This window comes from Colwellia psychrerythraea (genome assembly GCF_000764225.1).
Classification (GTDB): domain Bacteria; phylum Pseudomonadota; class Gammaproteobacteria; order Enterobacterales; family Alteromonadaceae; genus Colwellia; species Colwellia psychrerythraea_D.
Map to the genome: position 1 here is coordinate 535,336 of NZ_JQED01000055.1, position 18,718 is coordinate 554,053.

Consider the following 18,718-nt stretch of genomic DNA (forward strand, 5'->3'; position numbering starts at 1 on the left):
AGATATAGTTTTAATTAACTGGTTTCAACTTGAGGAAGCAAGTATATGCCTGTTGCTTCCTCAAGGGTTTCTTCAATGAGGAGGATAAACGTTTGAATTGCCGTTATTTGTTTGAACGTGGGCATAACTATTGCTCAAGCAAAAGGCATTATCTATCTCATTTTTAACACCCACTTAAATCATGCACTCCAAAAGGTAGCGAGTAAATGTCTAATGTTGTTTCAATAGCGCGCTTTAAAGCATTTCCACCACTAATGTGGATTTTATTATTTGGTTCATTTATTACCCGTGGTAGTTACTACATGGTATGGCCATTTTTAGCGGTAATTCTATATGAAAAATTTGCTTTATCAGCCACACATGTTGGACTTATTCTTTCAAGCGCTGCGGTAATTTCGGTGTTAGTGAGTTTTGTTGGTAGTGCATTATCTGATCGAATTGGTCGGCATCAATTAATGTATGCCAGCGGCATTTTATATATCATATCTTTCTCATTATTAGCTGAAGTTAATTCTATTGTCGGTTATGCCTTAGTGATTACTTTATGTTCTATTGCTACTGCATTATGGCGTCCACTCACATCTGCGTTAATTGGCGATATCATCAATGATAAAGGTACTCGTGAACTTGCTATGCAGTCGTTATATTTTATCGTGAATGTTGGCTGTGCTGTCGGCCCGATGTTAGGGCTATGGTTAGGTTTAACGGGCGAGCAATCGAGTTTTTACATTACTGCGGCAGCCTTTGCCTTTTTATTAGTGCTTTTATGGTGGGGATTTCATCAACACAGCCAGTTTGACGCAGAATCATTGCAAGCTAATCAAAAAGCATCTAGTGCAGTACAGTCTCAGCCAGCAGGTAAAGACCACGCAACAAGTGCTGGCAGTGAGAAAATAATGAAGGTATTAGCCGCCGATAAATTATTACAGTGTCTTATTCTGGCTAATATTTTATGTATGTTTATATACGCACAAATGGATAGTTCACTAATACAATATTTAACGCGCGCTGAAGTTCCCGATTTACTTGAGCTGATTTCAGCCATGATTTTTACCAATGCGTTAGTTATCATCTCGACTCAGTTTTTGTTGTTGAAATTAATGGCACATTTAGCGTTAATTAGTCGAATACAAATTGGCTTGGTTTTGCTGATGTGTTCGCAAATTTGGCTAGCGGTTAATCCATTAACACTCTTTTGGGGATGGATAGGCGCCATTGTCGTGATGAGCTTAGCGGAAACGATTCTTTTCCCAACCATGAATGTTCACATTGATCGCTTGGCTCCCGATCATTTACGTGGTGCCTATTTTGGTGCTGCCTCGTTTTATGAATTTGGCTATGCAATAGCACCGCTAGGCGGGGGAATTATTCTCGACCAATTAGGTGGCTCTTGGCTATTCTTTATCGCGGCTGCGTTAACACTACTCGTTATTTATTTTTATAGTATATTGGATAAATTACCAAGGCCTGATTTTGTTAGCATTAAAACGAACAATTAAAAGCAAAACTTATTAAAAAAGCTAAGAAATATAATATAAGTTCTAACGATCTAGGCCATAATCAATGGCGTAACGCATAAGACCAACCGTTGAGTCAATACCTAGCTTTTGCTTAATATTTCGCTTGTGTGTTTCCACGGTACGAACACTAACGTTTAGCTCTTGCGCTATACGTTTATTATTAAGGCCTTGTGAAATAAGTCTTAGCACCAATTGCTCCCTTCTAGTGACAATGCCTCGTTGTTCACTAGCAAGCTCTTTCGACAAAATCTCGGTAACTTCTGAGCTGAAATAATGCTTACCTGAGATGACTTTTTTAATGGCGTCTATTAATTCAGTTCCAGGAACATCTTTTAAAATATAACCATCGGCGCCATGGCGCATAGCTCCTAAAATGTATTCTTTATTGTCATGCATACTGAGCATGAGTACTTTGCAATCAATATCTTGCTCTTTAATTAATTCAAGCACATACATACCATCCATTTCAGGCATGTTGATATCCATGAGTACAATATCGAAATCGAGACTTTTAATCAGTTCTAAGGCTTGCTTGCCATTTTCAGCTTCACCAACAACATCTAGGCTGCCATCAAGACTCAAACGATGTTTAAGTCCTTCTCTAAAAAGTGGATGATCGTCAACTAATAGCACTTTAATCATAATATTCTCTTTCATGTTAGTTCTCGCTGGCATTACTAGCATTAAAACGCAGTTGTGATTGCGGTATGCGGGCTAAAACTCTGGTACCTTTGTGCTCTGATTTGACCGTCAAATCTCCTTGATAAAAGTTTAACCTCTCCTTCATATTACGTAGGCCAATTCCCTGATGAACTTTAGTCTTCTTATCTTTATCTTCATTCTTATCGTAGCGTTGATAATCAAAACCTTGGCCATCATCAATAATTTCTAATGCTAACCAATTGGGGATTAACTTTAATGTGATAGTTACTGTTGTGGCATTGGCATGACGCTCAATATTCGTTAACGACTCCTGAGCAATTCGATATAAAGCGGTCTTAACTTCAGTTGATAAAATATTTCGAAGCGATAACCGTTCTACATTAACATGAATACCAGTACGTTGAGAAAAGTCTCTGCCCAGTTCTTCTAGTGCAGCACCTAAACCATAATCTTCAAGCAAACCTGGATGCAATTGATGCGAAATAGCGCGGATATCACCCATTATCTTGCAAATAAGTTCCATGGAACGATCCATTTCATTACTGGCATCATCATTGTTTTGATGTTTCAATTGGGCTGTTTCTAAGGAGAATCTCGCTGCAGCAATTGTTTGACTAATACCGTCATGAAGCTCTCGTGAAACTCGCTTACACTCCTCTTCTTGGGTCTGAAATATTCGCTCATTAAGCTCACGTAATTTTCGGTTTGCCAATTTTCTTTCACTAAAACGTATAAATTGCCCAGAAAAAAATATGGCAATAATGGCGACTAAACCAATGATTAGCGTCATGATAGAAGTATTACGAATATGTTTACTAATCGAATCATTTAACACGGCAATTTCTTGATCAATGTCGTCAATATAAACACCAGTGCCTATCATCCATTGCCAATCTTCTAGCTCCCTCGAGTAACCTATTTTCTTACCAACTTCACCACCTTTTGATGGTTGATTAAAAACATAATTTAGGTAACCACCACCATCTTTTGCATTCTCTATAAGACCTCGAATCAGCTTTACGCCATTTCTATCTTCAAGATCGAGCCAGTTTTTCCCGATGCGCCACTCTTGCCCAGGTATCAGTAATGCAGTGCCATCAAAGTTATAAGCAAAGAAGTAACCGTCTTTACCAAAGCGCATATTAGACAATACTTGTTTAACTAACGATTGGGCTTGTTCATTACTTAGGTTTTTATTTCGATAAATATGCTCTGTGGCGCCCTCAGCAAGCGCGACATAATTACGTAACTCGTCTTTTCGGTGCTTCATTATGCCATGACGATACTCATAAACGGTTTGTTCAGATAAGGACTGATATTGCACTTGTGTTACGATGAGCACAGCAACCAGCGCTAATACCAAAGGCACGATAGTAACCAGTTGTAATTTTAAATTAATATTCACTTAATAACCCTTATTCTCAAGTCATGTTGTCTAAACATAACTTTGACTATACCCAATCACTTTAAAGAGTGACTTTCATTAATAGCTTCTAATAGTGTTACTTTATCCATGTAATCAACTAACGGTTGTTAATCGATATTGGCATAATGTGAAAAGCCAATTTAACTGCTCCTGCTATTACTATAGCTAGCTCTGTCATTTTTCGTACTTGTTCTATTATTGATGAGATGTGCTTTATATGTATTGATACAGTGTTTTTACAAACTGATTTAATAAACATAATCTTGGTGAATTAATTAAGCTGTTCAGTATTGTGAGTAGTCACAAGTTTACAATCAAAGACAGCTACCCTTAACTTAAGTATTGGTCGTGATTATTGATTTATACAAGTCAATTTTTCATCAGAATATTGAGTCTATACTTTATGTTACATTTTAATAATGGTGTATTAATTAATTTTTTATTTCCAAAATGCATGTAATGGCTGGCTATTGTCAATAAACCCGTATCGCTTTCGTTAATACTTAGGGCTCTTCTGCTTTTTAAGTTAAATGTCAGAAAATTACCCATACCTATTCCTATGACTATACCTCTTCCTCTACAGATACTGCATATTAATGTTGATAATTACAGACTCATTGTCGCGATTAACCTTCAGAGCCATCAACAGAGTACTCCCTCAGAATAACGCTAAGCACAACGTCATACTATTAATAGCCACATTACTTTATCTAGCCGAACTAGTGATGCATAAATTAGCTAAGTCATATGTAAATAGTTAGCTAAATAATTTCAATATTTGCCTTTTTGGTTGCTTTTTTAAACGGTATTTGCCCGATTTTTAATAAAACTAAGTGTAAACACGTAGAAAAAATACGTACATTCGCCGATTACGCGTAGTGGGTAATTTCAATATTGTATATCTAGCACTAAGCGAGATGATTCAAATCATCCAAGTCTCAATAAAAAGGGTAACAATAATGAAAAATATAATAAAATCCGGTTTTATGTTGGCAGCAATAGTATCCGCACCTTCATATGCAGGTTATACGTTCGATTTAGGCGATAAAGATTCTATTACTTTTGGTGGTTTCATCAAAGCAGACATACGTACTGTTAATGGTGATGTAAGCGCTCCAGCAACAGGCAATGATTACTGGATAGGCGCTGCCTCAGTGACAGACGATATTTCAACAACCAAATTTACAGCCAATGAAACACGTTTTAATGCTAAATATATTCATGGTGATGTTACAGGCTTTATTGAATTTGATTTTTACGGTGGCGGTGGCAATCAAATCATTTCAAACTCATCACATCCTAGATTACGTCACGCATTCATAAAATATAAAAACATCACTGTCGGTCAAACATGGACCACCTTTATGAATACCAGTGCAATACCAGAATCTGCAGATTTCGGTGGGCCTTTGGTTGCCGAATCATTCATCAGACAAGGTCAGATCCGTTATACAAATGGTGGTTTACAGTTGTCTTTAGAAAATCCACATTCAGACAAAGGTGATAACACCCAAGATTCAATTCCTGATGTTATTGCTAAATACACCTTCAAAGGTGACTGGGGTAATGTGTCAGTTTCAGGTGTAGCCCGTCAATTAAATACTGTTGGTGGCGATACCGTGTCTGCTGCTGGCTTTGGTGTTGCTGGTCGCATTAAAACGTTCGGCAAAGATGATTTTCGTTTCCAAGTGCATGGTGGCAAAACTGGCCGTTATGTTAGCGTAGTTACTGCAAGAGATTTAGTTGGTGAAGAAGCGGAACAATCAACATCAATCATGGCTGCATACCGTCACTATTGGACTGAAGATCTGCGTTCAACTGTTTATTACGGCACCACGGATACTGATCTAGGCAACGTTAAGAATAACCACGTGGCGGTGAACCTATTCAAAAACTACACGAAGCAACTTTCTTTTGGCGTTGAAGTCGGTAATTTCGAAATGTCAAAAGTTAATAAAAACTCTAACTACTTACAATTCTCAGCAAAATACGTTCTTTAATTTTTACTTTTCACTCAACGAGACAGGAGAAAGACAATGAAAAAATTTCCTTTATTACTACTAAGTACTTTAATTGCAGGCAGTTTCTCAAGTGCTGTTATGGCTGAAAAGAAAATGCTGTTAAAGACGCCAATTTATTATAACTCAGTACTACCAAGCTTAGGTTCAACAGCTAAATATGTATCGGACAATATTCAAACATTAAGCGGTAACAGTTTGAAAATGAAAATTTATGAGCCAAATAAACTCGTGAATCCGAAAGAAATACTTGATGCCGTATCTACGGGTAAAGTGCAAGCCGGTTATGCAACCGCAGGTAACTGGGGCGGAAAAATCCCCGCGGCACGTTTATTTTCAGCGGTGCCTTTTGGCCCAGAAGCTCCTGAGTATTTAGCTTGGTTCTATCACGGTAACGGCAATAAATTGCATCAAGAATTGTATGATGACAACAACCTAAATGTAAAAGTGCAAGTATGTGGTGTTTTAGCGCCTGAAACCTCGGGTTGGTTTAAAAATGAAATCAACAAACCTGAAGACTTAGCTGGACTGAAAATGCGTTTCTTCGGCTTAGGTGCCTTAGTAATGGAAAAACTTGGCGTTAGTACTGTTGGTTTACCTGGTGGTGAAATATTCCCTGCAATTGAAAAAGGTGTCATTGATGCTACAGAATTTTCAATGCCAGTCGTTGATAAGCGCATCGGTTTGAAAAAATTGCTGAAATATAATTACTTCCCTGGTTGGCATCAACAAGCCACGATTATGGAATTAATTATCAATAAAGATACATGGAAGAAAATGAGTGACCGTCAACAGTCAGTTATTGAACATTTATGTAAATCAGCGACTTTAGAAGCTATTGCCCTTGGTGAAGCGATTCAAGCCCCTGTAATGAAAAATAATGTAGAAGATGGCGTAATAAATAAGTACTGGTCGCCTGAAATGTTAGCGACATTCAAAGATAAATGGGACGAAGTAGTTTCAGAGCAATCAGCGGCAGATCCTGCCTTTAAGAAAATCCATGACGACTTAGCTAAGTTCCGTGAAAACTACGATTTATGGGAATCAAACGCTTTCTTACCTCGTCCCAAACCTAGCCTTTAAATTAAAAGCTTACTTATGTGCGGTAACTCCCATTATTAGCACAGCCTAGAACCTCAGGGTTCTAGGTTTTTTTATTGAATTAGGAGAATCTTATGACTGATTCATTGTCCACACCTAATAACGCTTTAGCACGACTGATGCTAAAAATAGCCGATGTATTTGAGGCTATTATCCTTAAAGTCTCTGCTGTATGTTGTTGGTCTTCAGCATTACTCATTGTTGTCATTATTTGCAATGTGACCATGCGTTACGGCTTTCAAAATGGACTTATTTTATTTGAAGAAATTCAATGGCATTTATATGCGATAGGTATCATGTTCGGTTTATCGTATGCAGAAATTACCAACTCACAAGTGAGAGTTGACGTTGTTGCCTCCATGTTAAAAACAAAAACAGTACTTAAATGGGAAATATTTGGCGCGATTGTTTTTGTCTTTCCAACCATTTTTGTCATCTTATTTAATAGTTTCGATTATGTCGCTAACTCATATCTACTCGGTGAAAGTTCATCTTCACCATTAGGCATGCCATTTCGCTGGTTAATTAAATCCGCTATTCCTGCAAGTTTCATTCTGCTAGCTATGGCTGTATTGGCTCGACTGTTCCGAAATATCATTACCATCACTCAAAAGGAGGCATGATCATGGAAATTAACGAAATTCTAGTCATTAGCATGTTTTTAACCTTCATCGTCTTTCTCTTTACTGGCATTCCAATTGCCTATGTTTTAGCGGGTGTTGGTGTCATATTTGGTGGTATTGGTTACCTATCAGATATGCATTTAGATACGTTTACTGGCCTTGACCTCAATGTGTTAGGTTTAGTCGTCTCTCGAATATTTTCCTTAATGGAGAATTGGGTACTTGTTGCCTTGCCCATGTTTATTTTTATGGGGCTAATGCTTGATAAGTCAGGCGTTGCAGAACGTATGATGATGGCAATGCAAGAACTATTCGGCCGAGTTCGCGGTGGTTTAGGTATCACTGTAACGTTAATCGGTATTATTTTAGCCGCCTCTACCGGCATTATCGGTGCTTCTGTTGTGCTACTTGGCTTGTTGTCAATTCCTGCCATGATGAAACAAAATTACTCTAAAACATTTGCAACAGGCATTGTTTGTAGTGCTGGTTGTCTAGGTATTTTAATACCACCAAGCATTATGTTGGTTATTATGGCTGATCAACTCGCCTTGTCAGTAGGCGACTTATTCACTGCAGCGGTTTTCCCTGGATTAATGTTAGGTGTGGTTTATCTAGCCTATATTTTAGGTTTATCTTTTTTTAAACCGGAAGTAGCACCGGCACCAGAAAATCGTCGTCCATTGAACTTGCAAGTATTAAAAGATGTTTTTCGCGCAATTTTACCGCCAGTAACACTCATTATTGCGGTATTAGGTTCTATCTTCGCTGGTATTGCGACTCCAACAGAAGCAAGTGGAGTAGGCGCTTTAGGTGCAACCATTTTAGCCGCTGTGAATAAAAAGCTTAATCTAAAAGTATTTCACGAAGTGTTGATGGCCTCTTATAAAACGACGGCGTATATCTTCGCGATATTTATTGGTGCAACAGTTTTTTCATTGGTATTACGTGAACTCGGTGGTGATGAATTTATTTCAAGCATGTTAACCGGATTACCCTTCGGACCTTATGGTGTATTGTTCGTTATTTTGGCTATCGTATTTTTATTAGGTTTTTTATTAGACTGGATAGAAATTACCTTAATCGTATTACCATTATTGGCACCGGTAGTAAGTATGTTAGATTTTGGCATTGGTACGGTTAATGGCTTAGATCAGCCGGTCTTGGTTTGGTTTGTTATGTTGATTGCGGTTACATTGCAAACGTCATTTTTAACCCCGCCCGTTGGTTTTGCCTTGTTTTATTTAAAGGGGGTTTGTCCACCAGAGATCAAACTTACTGACATTTATAAAGGCGTAGTACCCTTTATACTCTTGCAATTATTGGGCCTTGGGGCATTAATTATGTACCCTGAAGTCGCCTTGTGGTTACCATCCATGGTCTATGGAAAATAACTAATTTGCGCTAATGAGAATGATAGAGTTTTAAGGTAGTTTACTAATTGCCTTAACGCTCTAATATTGTACTTGATAAGCCATTTCTTTAGACTAACAGAGTATTTCTAAATTGGGCTGTTAGTGTATGATTTTGATGTTCTCATGAATTTCGATAGTTTAATTTAGGTAAGATTATGTTCAAGTCACTTAGAGTACAAATTTACGCACTAGCATTTTTACCGTTTTTATTCGTAGCTTTATTGGAGCTATTTCTACAGTTTAATTCACTGAAAAACTTTGGCGATGATGTTACAGAGTTAACAGAAAAGACCATCCTATCTATCGAAAAAGAGCGCCTTAAAGCAATCATGGACTCGGTAGAGTCACTTATTCAACCTCATGTTAATAAACCCGGTACTCAAGGCTATGATGAAGCCTTGAAAATGTTATCTCATATGACCTTTGATCAAGGTTCTGGTTATATATTTGCCTATAAAAATGATGGTGAAAGAGTGTTGATGGGCAGTAAAACCGCGGGACTTGGTAACAATTATTGGGACCTTCAAGACAAGCAGGGTCAATATATTATTCGAGATTTAGTTCAAAAAAGTAAACAAGGAGCTAGCTTTTATACCTATTGGTTTCCTAAACCAAATGAATCTGTGCCTTCACCTAAATACAGTTACGCTATTTATATCGATAAGTGGGACCTGATGATAGGTACGGGGTTTTATATTGATTCGATGGAAGAGGTCATTGCTTCAATAGATGAAACCATCATTGAATCTCAAAGCAGTAATATCACTAAAAGTCTCGTTACCACGTTAATTATTGCGCTGATTGTTGGCTTTATTGTGACTTTTGCGATTAAACGCATCTATAGCGCCCTGAGAAACTTATCTTCATCTGTAGAAGCATTAGCAAAAGGTGAAGGAAATCTAACGCAGACCATAGTTGATAGCCCTATTGATGTCTTAAGTGATATTGCTAATAATTTTAATCGTTTTCTCAAAACACTCGGTGGCGATATCCGAAATATCAAACAAACCAGTGTTAACTTAGCCGATATGGCAGTGCAATCAACCCTGCGACAACGAAGACTTGAAGACTCTTCAGATCAACAAATGCAAGAAACCACACAAGTTGCTAGCGCCGTTGAAGAAATGGCTTCAACATCAGCAGAAATTGCCAATAGTGCTGAAGTAACTCGTACTTCAGCTGAAAGTGCTGAAGTAGAAATGCAGAATGTGCTTAGCCAAGTAGACTCTTCAAACCAGCGTATGAACGAACTGAATTTATTATTGGAAAATGTTGAGCATTCAGTGCAAGAGTTAGGTAGTAATGTTGAATCAATTAATTCAGTGCTTGGTGTAATACAAGGTATTTCAGAACAAACAAATTTACTGGCATTAAATGCCGCCATTGAAGCTGCACGTGCTGGTGAACAAGGAAGAGGGTTTGCTGTAGTTGCCGATGAGGTTCGTACTTTAGCGCAAAGATCACAGCAAAGTACTGTAGAAATATCTGATATTTTAGATAGTTTGAAAAGTAGCTCTCAACGCACTATTCAAGATATGAGTGAGTCCGCCGACAAAAGAGCCGCTGTATCTGACGCAATGTCGGCTATTAGAGGCCTGATCGATTCTACATCGGGTTCAATAAAAGAACTAACAGAAATGAATATACAGGTTGCTACCGCCGCTTCTGAGCAATCAACCGTTGCGAGTCAAGTGGCCGAAAGTATTACTGGGATTGCTAATCTTGCGAACGAAATAGGTGAGGGTTCATCTGTTTCCCGAGAAAAATTTGAAGAGCTTGAGTTTTTATCTCAAGAGCTGAATCAAGTTTCTGATAAGTTTGTCGTCTAGTCAGTACCGCTAGGCTAATAAGAGTTAGTTACTGCTGGTGAGATTATTTAAAAAGGGAAACATAGCTTCCCTTTTTTTACGAATGTGATTTAGCCGCAGCTCACATTTGTCCTGAAGAGGACATAGGGTGCACTTTTATTAAAGTAAAGAACTAGAGCCGCGCGGAAATATCGCTGATATTTTATTAATGACTTTAAGGGAATTTAAAAAAGGAAAAGTTGCTTTTGTCGAATGCATGATTGCCGCATCTCACATTTGTCCTGAACACCGAGTGTTTTTCTAGAGCCGCGCGGAAATATCGCTGATATTTTATTAATGACTTTAAGGGAATTTAAAAAAGGAAAAGTTGCTTTTGTCGAATGCATGATTGCCGCATCTCACATTTGTCCTGAACACTGGGTGTTTTTCTAGAGCAGCGCGGAAATATCGCTGATATATTATTAATGACTTTAAGGGAATTTAAAAAGGAAAAGTCGCTTCCAAGGTGCCGCAGCTCACATTTGTCCTGAACACCGGGTGTTTTTATAGAGCAGCGCGGAAATATCGCTGATATTTTATTAATGACTTTAAGGGAATTTAAAAAGGAAAAGTCGCTTCCAAGGTGCCGCAGCTCACATTTGTCCTGAACACCGGGTGTTCAGGGCGGAAATATCATGCTAACCGTAGGCTTCCCGATTCGAGCCGGGCTTGCACAATAGTTAATAGTCAATTTCCTTAGGTAAAACTTATCGGCTCAGGGACATAGTTCGCATACAAACACCCCAGAAGACAAACTTAGTATAGCGAAAAAAAGATTATCGAATAAGTTTTATTTTGTAATTTTCAGCTGAATGATGACTATTTATTCGTTATGTTTTATTTTTAAGCTTTAACATCATTAAGCTAGGTAAAGATAAGAATGAATTAATTATGAGTAGGCAACTACTGCTTAAGCAATTTTTTTCTTTGTATGGGAAAGAGCTTGTTCTATGGTTGTTTGAAGTAGGGCAATTTTTTGTTGATTATCTTGTTGCTCAACTTTTAATTGTTGTTGAGTCTTTAATAAATCATTAGCCAAATTTAAAGCGGTCATTAATAAGGTTTGCTCAGGAGTACTGATTGCTTTGCCAGCACCGGCTTTTGTTAAACGATCACTGAGTTCTTGCGCCGCAGTTAATAAGGCAGTTTCTTGCCCTATTGGGCAAGCTATTTTTAGCTTGCGATCAACAATGTTGATTTCTACGGTGCGTTGTGACATTTACAGAAAATTCCAAGTATTATTAATAATATAGATAAAATAACGAAATTTTAGCCTATTATTTTTAATGATAGCGATGCTGAGCTCCCTATGCAAGTAAATAGCGCGCTTTATGGTCATTTTCTGTTATTTTCCTTTTCTGTCATTTTCGGCAGTGATACCATTACTTCCCATAATTCCTTGTAGCCATAGAAAGTAAATCATGACTGAAATAACCTCAAATACCGATACCGACAATAACGTAATAGACTTTGCTACGATGCAAGGCATCTTGGCTAGTGAAGGTCTGAAGTCCCATGCCAGTGAACTTCATGGTGTATTGACAGGGTTAATTTGTGCCGGTTTTGCATTTGAAGATCAAAGCTATGTCGTCATGCTACATGATTTATTTAATGACGGTGAAGGTTTTCCAACAGCCGTTAAAAAAGCGCTCAAACAAATGTATAGTGAATTGTGGAGCGGTATATTAGATGACAGTTATAGTTTTAACTTATTATTACCTGATGATGATGACTCTATTGCAGAACGTGGCCATGCATTAAGTGTATGGGTACAAGGCTTTAATTTAGGCTTTGGTTTACAGCAAAAAGATAGCCCAGTTCTCTCTGATGAAGTGAAAGAAGTGCTTACTGATTTTGGTGAAATTGCTAACTTGTCAGATGAAATGGAAGAAGATGAAGATACCGAACAAGCGTACTTTGAAATTGCAGAGTATGTTCGAATCTCCGCTTTATTATGTTTTAGTGAACTTGCGACACCGCCTAACCATGCAAGCAATAGCGCAGATAAAAAGATCATTCACTAATCTTGCTTCTTGAAAAGTAAGTTCAAGTAATTACTGGCCCATTAGCGCCAGTAATTTTATGCCCCAAAAAATAAGTACAACTTTGAATAGGCGCGAATAATACATGACCACTACACCTTCAAATAAAGCATCAATGCGCCAGTTACCGTTAAGTGACTATGAACTACATCGCGCTGCGTTCATGAAGAAAATGCCAAATAATAGCATTGCATTATTTCCTGCTGCTAGTGAACTAACCCGCAGTAATGATACCGAATACGCCTTTTGTCAGAATAAAAACTTCTTTTATTTAAGCGGTTTTAATGAGCCAGATGCTTTATTGGTTTTGCTTAAGAATGCCCAAGGGCAATGTCAGTCTACTTTATTTTCATTACCAAAAGATGCTTTGCATGAAATTTGGCAGGGCCGTCGTGTAGGTCAAATCAAAGCGGTGCAAGATTACGGTGTTGATGAAAGTTTTGCAGTAGCAGAAATTACCACCTTATTACCTGATTATCTCGATGGTAAGAGCCAAGTATTTTTTGGTTTTAGTGATCATGGTTTTGCGGCACAAGTCTTCGATTGGTTAAAGCAAGTAAAAGGCAACATACGTCAAGGGGCTAAAACACCACAACATTTGACAGATGCTGATCCTATTGTGGCAGAGTTACGTTTAGTTAAAACGAAGAATGAATTAGCTTTGATGCGCCAAGCGAACTATATTTCTGGCTTAGCACATCAACGGGCTATGCAAAAATGCCAAGTAGGACAGTTTGAATACCAAATAGAAGCAGAAATTCTACATGAATTTGCTCGCCATGGCGCTAGGGACCCTGCTTACGCCAGTATTGTTGCTGGTGGTGATAACGCCAATATTCTACATTACACCAATAATAACGATGTTCTGAAAAACAAAGAATTATTACTTATTGATGCTGGCGCTGAATTAGCGGGCTATGCTGCTGATATCACACGTACTTTCCCTGTTAATGGACAGTTCTCTTCTGAGCAAAAAGCAATATACCAATTAGTGCTTGATGCTAAAAATCTTGCCATTAATGCGATTAAGCCAGGCATGTCTTTTGCCAAATTGAATACATTAACTAATGCTTTTTTAACACAAGGTTTAGTGGACTTAGGCATACTTGCAGGTGATTTATCTGAACTGATCAGTGATAACAAAGTTAAAGATTATTTTATTCACGGTCTTGGTCATTGGTTAGGATTAGATGTGCATGATGTGGGTGATTATCAAATAAATACCGACAGAGAACAGCTGCGTGCGTTTGAAGTTGGAATGGTTATGACAATTGAACCTGGCATTTATATCCCACTCAGTGACCACAATGTTGATGAAAAATGGCGAGGAATCGGGGTACGTATTGAAGATAATATTGCCGTAACCGAAAATGGTTTCGAAAACTTAACCGTTAATTCACCCCAAACAATTGAAGATATTGAAGCATTGATGAAAGCATAAGCTGATTATCTGAGCAGCTTAATTGCTTATAAAAATTGTTCCGATATCGTTAAGCGCTCATTAAGCTAGTCAGCTTGGTATAAATCAATAAAGTACTCGTAAAAGTTAAGTAAACTAACAGTATGTTAACGATAAAAAGTCATGTCAGCATGAGTGCTAATAGCAACATTACTAAAATAAAAATACTAAGATGAGCGCGATGGAAAAAAATAACCAACATTTTGATGTCATTATTTCAGGCGGTGGCTTATCTGGTAGTTTAATGGCGTTAAGTTTAAGTCAACTCACTAAAGCTGATGGTAACTTATTATCTATCGCTATAATTGAAACCCTGTCTTTTAATCAAACTAAATCTGTAGATGAAAGTACACTGTTTGATGAACGTGTCTTAGCGCTATCACATGGTAGTGCTAAATATCTCGCTAAGCTTGGTGCTTGGCAATACCTAAAAGATGACGCCAGTGCCATTACTGATATTGATATCTCTGATCGTGGTCATTTTGCCAAGGCAAGGTTAACGGCAAAAGAGTATCGTGTGAATGCACTTGGCTATGTTATCGACATGGCACTTATTGGTAAAGCGCAATTAAAAGCGCTCAGTGATAATACAGTGACAAATAGTGTCAGTTTGAAAAAGAATATTCATTGGTTTAGTCCTGATTCTATTGCTGATATTAGCTGGCAAGATAAAGAATCAGCTGTCAAAGAAGGTGTGTCGGTTACCCTTAACTCAGGAAAAATATTGTCAGCTAGTTTATTGCTTGGCTGTGATGGTGCTCAATCGCCCGTAAGAAAGCTCGCAAACATCGAGGTAACTTGTGATGATTACCAACAAGTGGCCTTAATTGCCAATGTCACCACCAGTAACACACACCAGCAAAAAGCCTTTGAACGATTTACTGAGTTTGGTCCTATTGCCATGCTGCCGTTAAAACCATTGAAGGTAAAAACGAAATCTTTTGCTGCTGGAGCATCACGTTGCTCGTTAGTTTGGACGATGACGCCAGCACAAGCAGAAGAAATTAAACAGTTGAGCGATGATGCTTTTAAAGTTGAGCTAGAGCGAGCATTTGGCAGCTACCTTGGTGCAATCACCCATGTAGGAAAACGTGATGTTTATCCCCTAGTGTTATTACAAGCGCAACAGCAAACCTATCATCGTATGGCGTTGCTGGGTAATGCTTCGCATACTATTCACCCTATTGCAGGGCAAGGTTTTAACTTAGGTTTACGTGATGTTGAAGTGATGGCAGACCTCGTTAAAAAAGCGCTGGCAGCAGGGCAAGATATTGGTAATCTTGCTTTATTGCATGAGTATCAAATGAATCGGATAAAAGATCAGCAACAAGTCATCCAATTAACTGACTCATTAGTAACCTTGTTTGCTAATGATTTGCTACCCTTAGTCGTTGGTCGAAATATTGGCTTGCAAACACTTAATATGATGTCGCCGTTAAAAAATGCTTTAGTTAAGAAAACTATGGGATATTAGCATTGTCAGGCTTAATGCGTTAAAAAATAGATAAATACCAACCCTAGCTGAGGCTCTAAGAGTGAGTATTCAAGGTGTGGTATTGTTAACTTCAAGAAGAGAGAAAATGCAAAAATTTGATGTGTTAATCGTTGGCGCAGGCATGGTAGGTTTAACACTTGCGTTAGCCTTACGGAAAAATAGCCAGTTAAAAATTGCTATGGTTGATACCTCAGCGGTACCTGAACTTGATGACACTATCGATGTAAGAGTCAGTGCGATTAATGTCGCTAGCAAAAATATCTTTGCTAATCTAGGCGTTTGGTCTGCTCTAGAAAATAGCCGAATACAAGATTATCAGCACATGCACGTATGGGATAAAGCGGGGTTAGGTAAACTTGATTTTTCAGCTAAAGATAGCGCGACTTTCCCCTCAGAAGACAATCTTGGTTGGATCATTGAAAATAAAGTGATTCGCCACGCTCTATGGCAACAAGCAGAGCTCGATGAAGGAATTCATTTTTTTAATGGTAATAAATTAGCCAGTATTAGTCAGGGCGATAGTGAAGTCTTTGCCACTTTTGCTAGTGAACCTTCGCCTGATGATCGTCATGGCGACAGTTCACCCACAGCACCAATTATCGCAAAACTCGTGGTGGGTGCCGATGGTGCTAACTCATGGGTACGTCAACAAATGAACATGGCGATGATCTTTAAAGATTACGATCATCACGCGATTGTTGCGACAGTTAAATGCCCTCAAGGTCATAAAAATACCGCATGGCAAGTGTTTTTACCAACAGGTCCATTAGCCTTTTTACCTTTAAATTCAGGGAAACAAGGAACTCCTCTACAAGGCACTGCTGACTCAGCAAATAATTTATGCTCTATTGTTTATTCAACTGCGCCAGAAGATGCAAAACGGTTAACAGCACTTGATAGTATCGACTTTGCCAAAGAGCTAACAGCAGCTAGTGATGGTAAGTTAGGTGATATCACGCTTGAAAGCGAGCGCTTTACTTACCCACTGACCATGCGTTTAGCACAAGACTTTGTAAAAGATCGTGTAGTGCTTATTGGTGATGCGGCGCACACTATACATCCACTTGCTGGACAAGGTGTTAATTTAGGTTTACTCGATGCGGCAGCTTTAGCACAAACCTTAACTTCAACGCTTGATGAGCATGATGAAAATTACCCTGAACTAGTTAATGCATCAGATCTAAAAGCGTTTTCTCGCTGGCGTAAAAGTGAAGCAACAGAGATGATCACCGCAATGGCTGGTATAAAACAAGCCTTTGCCCCACAACAGTCACCCGTTAAATTGCTTCGTGGTGTCGGTATGAATGTGCTTAATCACTTTGCTCCTGCTAAAAATCGTCTTATTGCTCAAGCATTAGGTATCAAATCTGACCTACCAGAACTTGCTTACCAAAAAGATGCACTATAACGCTTCATCAAATAAGTGTAATACAAAGCGTACTGAGAAAGACTCTCAGATAGTATAAAAAGAGTCTTTCTTAGGTATAGTAGCAATCGTTAAGTTCATCCCTTTTAATACCTACTATTTGTAACCTCTAAACCTACATAAACTTGTCGACATTAAGCATTAGTAAAATAATGCAAAGGGAACGAGTACTAATCATTTTTGAAAATATCAAATAAGGCGTCGTAAACTTGTTGCCTTTATTAAAGAAAAGCCCATTAAAAAGACGACATTTCTAGTAATTGTCGCTCAATTGTCTTAAAAACCGCATCTTTTACAATAACGCGTAGAAATACTTATTGGCTTTTATTTGTTCTATGCCTAGAACACTGAGTCAATAATGAGATTAATTTTGTAAAAGGCACCTTTGAAAAATTTAATTCTGATTTTGTATAAAACGCTGGTTTAAATTTTAAAAAAATGGATTTTCCTGTTGAATCAACAGCGGGTGGCGGCTATAATCAATCAACTTTGAAAATTCTTAGGTGGAACACATGACTAATAAAACAGTATTACATGCAAAGCATTTAGCATCAGGCGCAAAAATGGTTGATTTCTTTGGCTGGGATATGCCGATCAACTACGGCTCTCAAATTGAAGAGCATCACGCAGTAAGAACCGATGCCGGCATGTTTGATGTTTCACACATGACGATTGTTGATGTGCAAGGCGCAGATGCAAAAGCTTTTTTACGTCGTTTAGTGATTAACGATGTTGCTAAATTAGCAACACCGGGTAAAGCGTTATACACAGGTATGTTAAATGAAGAAGGCGGGGTGATTGATGACTTAATCATCTACTTCTTCTCTGATACTGATTACCGTTTAGTTGTTAACTCAGCGACACGTGAAAAAGATCTTGCTTGGATGGCTAAACAATCTTCAGGTTTTGATATTACTATCACAGAACGCCCTGAATTTGGCATGCTTGCCGTACAAGGCCCTGAAGCGAAAGCAAAAGTAGCTAATTTATTAACAGCAGAGCAAATTGTTGCTGTTGAAGGCATGAAACCATTCTATGGTGTGCAAGTAGGTGATTTATTTATTGCTACTACAGGTTATACTGGTGAAGACGGTTACGAAATTATTGTACCAAATAGCTCTGCTGAAGATTTTTGGCAAAAACTATTAGACGAAGGTGTAGTTCCTTGTGGTCTAGGTGCTCGTGATACACTACGTTTAGAAGCGGGCATGAACCTTTATGGTTTAGATATGGATGAAACTGTTTCACCATTAGCCGCTAACATGGCGTGGACAATCAGCTGGGATCCTACAGACCGTGACTTTATCGGTCGTGACGTACTAACCGCACAAAAAGCAGCGGGTGATCAACCTAAGCTTGTTGGCTTAGTACTTGAAGGTAAAGGTGTTCTTCGTTCTCATCAAGTTGTAGTAAGTGAATTTGGTAATGGTGAAATTACGTCTGGTACGTTCTCACCAACATTAGGACACAGTGTTGCTTTAGCACGTGTACCACGTAGCGTGAAAGTAGGCGATACCATTGAAGTTGAAATGCGTAAAAAACTGATTAAAGTTCAAGTGACTAAACCTAGTTTTGTTCGTAACGGCAAAAAAGTATTCTAATTGAAAATTAAGTTAGATGTTCTATATTATAGAGTAACTAACTTAAGTAAAAATTCTACTGAGTAACTTAACGTGAATATGTGGT

Annotated in this window: 14 protein-coding genes and 1 other RNA gene; 11 read left to right on the forward strand and 4 right to left on the reverse strand. The window is 38.2% G+C overall.

The window, feature by feature from the left end; all coding sequences use genetic code 11:
• Positions 1-206 precede the first annotated feature (206 nt).
• Positions 207-1,499, forward strand: a complete 1,293-nt coding sequence (locus tag ND2E_RS01480) for an MFS transporter (RefSeq protein ID WP_033095722.1) — start codon at positions 207-209, stop codon at positions 1,497-1,499.
• A gap of 42 nt (positions 1,500-1,541) precedes the next feature.
• Here the strand turns inward: ND2E_RS01480 and ND2E_RS01475 are convergent, their stop codons facing one another.
• Positions 1,542-2,162: a response regulator gene (locus ND2E_RS01475; protein ID WP_052057000.1), complete on the reverse strand. Its 621-nt coding sequence runs from the start codon at positions 2,160-2,162 to the stop codon at positions 1,542-1,544.
• Positions 2,163-2,178: 16 nt separating this feature from the next.
• The gene (locus ND2E_RS01470; RefSeq protein WP_033095724.1) at positions 2,179-3,588 is read right to left on the reverse strand and encodes a cache domain-containing protein; all 1,410 of its coding nucleotides are present in this window, start codon (positions 3,586-3,588) and stop codon (positions 2,179-2,181) included.
• A gap of 980 nt (positions 3,589-4,568) precedes the next feature.
• Here ND2E_RS01470 and ND2E_RS01465 point away from each other — a divergent pair.
• The 5 genes from ND2E_RS01465 (at position 4,569) to ND2E_RS01445 (ending at position 10,592) form a co-directional block, all read left to right on the forward strand.
• Positions 4,569-5,609, forward strand: coding sequence for a DcaP family trimeric outer membrane transporter (locus ND2E_RS01465; protein WP_033095726.1), 1,041 nt, complete (start codon positions 4,569-4,571; stop codon positions 5,607-5,609).
• Positions 5,610-5,645: 36 nt separating this feature from the next.
• Entirely contained in the window at positions 5,646-6,710 is a 1,065-nt protein-coding gene (locus tag ND2E_RS01460) for a TRAP transporter substrate-binding protein (RefSeq protein ID WP_033095727.1), read from the forward strand.
• A 92-nt stretch (positions 6,711-6,802) separates the two neighbouring features.
• Entirely contained in the window at positions 6,803-7,351 is a 549-nt protein-coding gene (locus ND2E_RS01455) for a TRAP transporter small permease subunit (RefSeq protein ID WP_052057002.1), read from the forward strand.
• 2 nt (positions 7,352-7,353) lie between these two features.
• Positions 7,354-8,742 (forward strand): TRAP transporter large permease, encoded by a 1,389-nt coding sequence (locus tag ND2E_RS01450; protein WP_033095728.1) that lies wholly within the window; start codon positions 7,354-7,356, stop codon positions 8,740-8,742.
• A gap of 176 nt (positions 8,743-8,918) precedes the next feature.
• A complete protein-coding gene (locus ND2E_RS01445) occupies positions 8,919-10,592 on the forward strand; it encodes a methyl-accepting chemotaxis protein (RefSeq protein WP_033095729.1) in 1,674 nt (557 codons plus the stop codon).
• Between the two features lie 589 nt (positions 10,593-11,181).
• Here ND2E_RS01445 and ssrS read toward each other — a convergent pair.
• Positions 11,182-11,363, reverse strand: a non-coding RNA gene (ssrS, locus tag ND2E_RS22850) — 6S RNA.
• 157 nt (positions 11,364-11,520) lie between these two features.
• Positions 11,521-11,829, reverse strand: coding sequence for a cell division protein ZapA (locus ND2E_RS01440; protein ID WP_033095730.1), 309 nt, complete (start codon positions 11,827-11,829; stop codon positions 11,521-11,523).
• Between the two features lie 202 nt (positions 11,830-12,031).
• Between ND2E_RS01440 and ND2E_RS01435 the strand changes: the two genes are divergently transcribed.
• The 5 genes from ND2E_RS01435 (at position 12,032) to gcvT (ending at position 18,633) form a co-directional block, all read left to right on the forward strand.
• A complete protein-coding gene (locus ND2E_RS01435; protein ID WP_033095731.1) occupies positions 12,032-12,634 on the forward strand; it encodes a UPF0149 family protein in 603 nt (200 codons plus the stop codon).
• 133 nt (positions 12,635-12,767) lie between these two features.
• Positions 12,768-14,093, forward strand: coding sequence for a Xaa-Pro aminopeptidase (gene pepP, locus ND2E_RS01430; protein ID WP_033095818.1), 1,326 nt, complete (start codon positions 12,768-12,770; stop codon positions 14,091-14,093).
• A gap of 199 nt (positions 14,094-14,292) precedes the next feature.
• Positions 14,293-15,585, forward strand: coding sequence for a 2-octaprenyl-6-methoxyphenyl hydroxylase (ubiH, locus tag ND2E_RS01425; protein ID WP_033095732.1), 1,293 nt, complete (start codon positions 14,293-14,295; stop codon positions 15,583-15,585).
• A 106-nt stretch (positions 15,586-15,691) separates the two neighbouring features.
• Complete coding sequence (locus tag ND2E_RS01420; RefSeq protein WP_033095733.1) at positions 15,692-17,014, forward strand: UbiH/UbiF/VisC/COQ6 family ubiquinone biosynthesis hydroxylase; 1,323 nt, start codon at positions 15,692-15,694, stop codon at positions 17,012-17,014.
• A 530-nt stretch (positions 17,015-17,544) separates the two neighbouring features.
• The gene (gene gcvT / locus ND2E_RS01415; protein ID WP_033095734.1) at positions 17,545-18,633 is read left to right on the forward strand and encodes a glycine cleavage system aminomethyltransferase GcvT; all 1,089 of its coding nucleotides are present in this window, start codon (positions 17,545-17,547) and stop codon (positions 18,631-18,633) included.
• The last annotated feature ends 85 nt before the right edge of the window (positions 18,634-18,718 follow it).